The 4,513-nt window shown below is 71.5% G+C and carries 7 protein-coding genes; 2 read left to right on the top strand and 5 right to left on the bottom strand.

What is annotated here, in order from left to right:
- The 5 genes from ACPCK6_RS29310 to ACPCK6_RS29290 form a co-directional block, all read right to left on the bottom strand.
- On the bottom strand, nt 1-1,456 hold a 1,456-nt coding region (locus tag ACPCK6_RS29310), incomplete at its 3' end, for a choice-of-anchor M domain-containing protein (protein ID WP_423482825.1).
- A gap of 109 nt (nt 1,457-1,565) precedes the next feature.
- Complete coding sequence (gene rpsN, locus ACPCK6_RS29305) at nt 1,566-1,871, bottom strand: 30S ribosomal protein S14 (RefSeq protein WP_423482824.1); 306 nt, start codon at nt 1,869-1,871, stop codon at nt 1,566-1,568.
- Nucleotides 1,871-2,038, bottom strand: coding sequence for a 50S ribosomal protein L33 (gene rpmG / locus ACPCK6_RS29300; protein ID WP_018783846.1), 168 nt, complete (start codon nt 2,036-2,038; stop codon nt 1,871-1,873). Before rpmG ends, rpsN begins: the two co-directional genes overlap by 1 nt.
- Nucleotides 2,038-2,274, bottom strand: a complete 237-nt coding sequence (gene rpmB / locus ACPCK6_RS29295; protein WP_282310221.1) for a 50S ribosomal protein L28 — start codon at nt 2,272-2,274, stop codon at nt 2,038-2,040. The genes rpmG and rpmB overlap by 1 nt, the downstream gene beginning before the upstream one ends.
- A gap of 75 nt (nt 2,275-2,349) precedes the next feature.
- Complete coding sequence (locus ACPCK6_RS29290) at nt 2,350-2,835, bottom strand: winged helix-turn-helix domain-containing protein (protein WP_423482826.1); 486 nt, start codon at nt 2,833-2,835, stop codon at nt 2,350-2,352.
- 49 nt (nt 2,836-2,884) lie between these two features.
- Between ACPCK6_RS29290 and ACPCK6_RS29285 the strand changes: the two genes are divergently transcribed.
- Both ACPCK6_RS29285 and ACPCK6_RS29280 read left to right on the top strand, forming a co-directional pair.
- Nucleotides 2,885-4,198: a CobW family GTP-binding protein gene (locus ACPCK6_RS29285; RefSeq protein ID WP_423482823.1), complete on the top strand. Its 1,314-nt coding sequence runs from the start codon at nt 2,885-2,887 to the stop codon at nt 4,196-4,198.
- Nucleotides 4,195-4,455 (top strand): type B 50S ribosomal protein L31, encoded by a 261-nt coding sequence (locus tag ACPCK6_RS29280; protein WP_423482822.1) that lies wholly within the window; start codon nt 4,195-4,197, stop codon nt 4,453-4,455. Before ACPCK6_RS29285 ends, ACPCK6_RS29280 begins: the two co-directional genes overlap by 4 nt.
- The last annotated feature ends 58 nt before the right edge of the window (nt 4,456-4,513 follow it).

The raw sequence follows: 4,513 nt of genomic DNA, 5'->3' as shown, positions 1-4,513 counted from the left end.
TCAGGGTCGCGGTGTAGGTCCCTGCCGCCGTCTCGGTGGGCAGACTCAGCCGCAGGTCCGCGCCGAGCTGTGCGGTACCCCGCCCGGCGCCGTCCGGCGCCGAGCCCAGCACCGCGCTGTTGCCGAGACCGCCGCCGGCTCCGACGACGTACGGCGCCACCGCCGCGCCGGGCACCACGCCCTGCCCGTCGGCCTGGGCCAGGACACGCGGGGTCCAGCCGAGGTAGCCGGCGCTGAACGTCGCCCCGTCCGGGCCGGCGAAGTCCGCCGGGATCTGTCCGGAGGCGCTCCACCCCGGCTGGCCGGCGCGGGTGTCGGTCACGGTGACCGGCCGCAGCTCACCGTTGCTCTCCCACCGGTCACCGGCGGCGTTGAGCTGCGCGGGCGGCAGCACCACGGCCCGGTCGTCGGGGTTGACGCTGATCACCAGCGAGCCCTGCGTCTCGGCGATCGACGCGGTGATCGTCTGCGAGGCGCCCGGCTCCTGCGGCGGGAACGCCACCCACAGGGTCACCGGCTCGCTGGTCGCCACGACCTCGTGGTCGTCGTCGTAGAGCTTGGCCGCGTACTCGCAGGCGTTCAGCTCCCGGGTCGCGGTGAACGAGTAACTCGCGCCCGCCTCGCCCGAGATGATGCTCCAGTCGGTCGCGTCCGGACACTTGCTGAACCAGTGGTAGTGGTCCAGCTCGGTCTGCGGCGTCTGCACCGCGGTGAGCGTGACCGTGTCGTTGGACTGGTACTCGTCCGCCATCCCGCTGACCGACAGGCTGACATCCGGCCCGCCGCCGGGCAGCTCGCCGACGACGAACGAGTAGTCGACCGCCCCGGTGCTGACCGTGGTGCCGTTGGTCAGCGTCGCGTCGGCCTGGAACTTCAGCGTGTAGTTGCCCAGCGCGCTGAACGCCCAGTTCGAGTGCGCGTGGGTGTGCACCGGCACGTCGATCGCGTCCGGCAGCCCGTCGTCGGACCGGAACTTGATGATCGGTCCGCCGAACGAGTCCTGGGTGAACAGCGTGACGTCGCCGGGGCCCGCCACGTCGACCAGGCTCAGGCGCACCGTGTCGCCCTCGAACACGCCGGAGTCGAGCGTCGTGGTGTTCCAGCCCGGCCAGAGCAGATCCGGGTTCTGCGTCATCGGCAGCAACCACACCTGGGATCCGGCCCGACCGAGAAACGCGAACCGCGGATCGGCCGGCACGGTCATCGCCGACTCCGGCATCGCCTGGAACGTGACGTCCGCCGGGTTCCGCGTCACCGACGGGCTGACCGTGTCGTCGTGCACCTTCAGCGACAGCGCACCACCTTCGTAGTGCACGTCGACCGCGTCGGTGTGGCCCTTGGACAGCACCACCTTCTCGGCTGCCGAAGCGGCGGTGGGCGCCAGTGCCGTGCCGGTGACCACCACCGCCCCGGCGAGCAGGGCCGCGAAACCGCGAGCCCTCAATGTCGCATTCATACCTCCCCTTTCCACGCCGCGCGCGTCCGCGCGCGGCGGTACACGTCGCCCGGTGCGGGCGGTAGCCGGCGCGGGGCGGTGGCCCGCGCCCGACCGGTGACGGCGACCGTCACCAGGACGCCTTGCGGACCCCTGGCAGCTCGCCACGCAGGGCCAACTCCCGGAACCGGACCCGGGACAGCCCGAATCGGGTCAACACGCCTCGCGGACGGCCGTCGATCTGGTCCCGCGAGCGCAGCCGGACCGGGCTGGAGTCGCGCGGGAGCCGGCTGAGCGAGCGGACCGCGTCGGCGCGGACGACCGGATCGATGTCCGGGTGGGCGATCAGCCGCTTCAGCTCCGCCCGGCGGTCGGCGTGCCGGGCCACCAGGTCCTCCCGGCGGGCCTGCCGGTTGCTCAGGCTCTTCTTCGCCATCAGCGGGCCTCGCGGAACTCGACGTGCCGGCGCACGACCGGGTCGTACTTGCGCAGCACCAGGCGGTCCGGGTCGTTGCGGCGGTTCTTGCGGGTGACGTACGTGTAGCCGGTACCGGCGGTGCTGCGCAGCCGCACGATCGGACGGACGTCGGTCTGCTTGGCCATCAGAGCTTCACTCCCCGGGCGCGCATCTCGGCGACGACCTTCTCGATGCCCTTGCGGTCCACCGTCTTCAGCGCCTTGGCGGTCAAGGTCAGCCGCACCCAGCGGCCCTCCGACGGCAGCCAGTAGCGGTGGCTCTGCAGGTTCGGGTTCCACCGGCGACGGGTGCGCCGGTGCGAGTGGGACACGGCGTTGCCGAAGCTCGGCTTCGCGCCGGTGACGTCACAGCGTCGGGACACGACTCAACTCCTCTTGGCTCGATCGAACGATAACGACAACGGTTTTCGTTTCTACATCAGCCGATCGGACAACGTTCAGCCGGGGTCGTCCACCACCTCGACCGACATGGCGGATCCGAGCCGGTAGCCGACGCCGCGGACGGTGGCGATCACCGGCAGGTCGGCGCCGAGCTTGACCCGCAGGCGCCGCACGTGGACGTCGACGCTCCGGGTGCCGGTGAAGGGGTGCCCCCACACCCGATCGAGCAACTGGTCCCGGGTGAACACCCGTCGGGGATGGTCGGCAAGGTGCCGGAGCAAATCGAACTCGCGCCGGGTGAGAAGGATCTCGCGGCCGTCGCAGTAGACCGTCCGCGCGTGCGGGACGACTCGCAGGAGGTGCCCGTCCCGCGCGACAGAAGGCTCCACACCGCCGTCGGCCTGGCGGGCGGCGATGCGACCCACCAGCCGCAGCAGGCGCGTCGCGTCGGCGTCGGGTGGCCCCGTCGAGCCCCCCAGCCGGATGGTGACCACCACGCCACCGTCGTCCTCCATCGACACCCCCACCCGCCGGTCGTCCATCACGTGCCTATAATGACAACCGTTTTCAACTCGTGTCGAGAGGATTGTGATGTCGACGTCACCGCTCGCACCCGCCGAAACCGGCGCTACGACGGCCGACACCCGCCCGTCGTTGACCGTGCTCAGCGGCTTCTGGCCGTCCGCGACGTACGCCGTCGCCCGCACGCTGCTGGCGGCGGATCCGGCCCTGGTGCTGGTGCGGCACGATCTCGCCGGCCTGGCCGACGGCGTCGTGCACCGCATCGTTCGCGACGCTGTCGGCGTGCTCGAGGACGAGCGGATCACCCTGGCCCACGGATGTGTCTCCTGCACGCTGCGAGAGGACGTGCTACCTACCCTCGCCCGGCTGGCCCGCGCCCAGCCGCACCGCGACCTGCTGCTGATGCTGCCCGAGGTGGTCGAGCCCGAGGCGGTCGCCGCCGTCTGCGCGCACTGCCTCGTCGACGGCGCCCCGATCACCGACCTGATCCGGGTCGACTCCTACGTCACAGTGGTCGACGCCGAGCACCTGCTCGACGGCCTGGCCAGCACCGACGACCTGACCGCCCTCGGCATCGCGGCCGCCGACAACGACGACCGGGCGCTGGCCGACGTCGTGGTCCGGCAGATCGAGTACGCCGACACCCTCGTCCTGTGGGGCGAGTCCCGCGAGGGCGCCTACGACACCAGTCGCCTGTCGGTGCTGCTGCACCGCATGGCGCCGTGGGCGGCGCAGGTCCGCGTCGACGGTGACCTCGTCGACGCCGACACGCTGACCCGGCACCTCCGCCACACCCACCGGCACCGGCCGGAGACCCCGGGGATCCTGAACCGCGGCCTGCAGGGCTACACCCTCGGCGCGCACGAGCCGGAGTCCGACTGCGGAGTCGTCTCCGCCGTCTTCCGCGCCCGCCGGCCGTTCCACCCGCAGCGCCTGCACGACGTCCTCGAAGAGGTCAACGCCGAGATGATCCGCTCGCGCGGCTACCTCTGGCTGGCCAGCCAGCCCGACACCGTGGTCGCCTGGGAGTTCGCCGGCGGCGGCCTGGCCATGGGTTCCCTCGGGTACTGGCTGGTGAGCCTGCCCGAGCAGCACTGGGAGCACGTCGAGGACCAGCGTCGCCTCGCCGCCGCCCTCGACTGGGATCCCTACTACGGCGACCGGCACCAGCATCTGGTCTTCATCGGCCTCGACATCGCCCCCGTCGACCTGCACCGAACCCTCACCGGGTGCCTGCTCACCGACGCCGAACTCGCCGACGGCGAAGAGACCTGGCGCACCTACCCCGACCCGTTCGCCGGCTGCTTCCCCCTCGGGGCGGAGGAGCTGACCGACACCGACACCGACACCGACACCGACACCGAAGGGGAGCAACTCGCATGAAGCCCGGCATCCACCCCGAGTACCGCCCCGTCGTCTTCCGCGACAAGGGCGCCGACTTCGCCTTCCTCACCCGCTCCACCGCCACCAGCGACCAGATGATCGAGTGGACCGACGGCAACACCTATCCGGTGATCGACGTGCAGATCTCGTCCGCCAGCCACCCCTTCTGGACCGGGAAACAGCGCCTGCTCGACACCGCCGGCCGCGTCGAGAAGTTCCGCCAGAAGTACGCTCGCCGGGGATCCCAGCAGTCGTGACGACCGGGGCGCGTATCGACTGGGCGGCGCACAAGACCCGCCTCGTCGACGCCGCCAC

The sequence above is a fragment of the Micromonospora sp. AB353 genome (assembly GCF_049538395.1).
Lineage (GTDB): Bacteria > Actinomycetota > Actinomycetes > Mycobacteriales > Micromonosporaceae > Micromonospora > Micromonospora aurantiaca.
The sequence above is the reverse complement of the archived record's forward strand: the minus strand, read 5'-3'. Positions and strand labels throughout refer to the sequence as shown.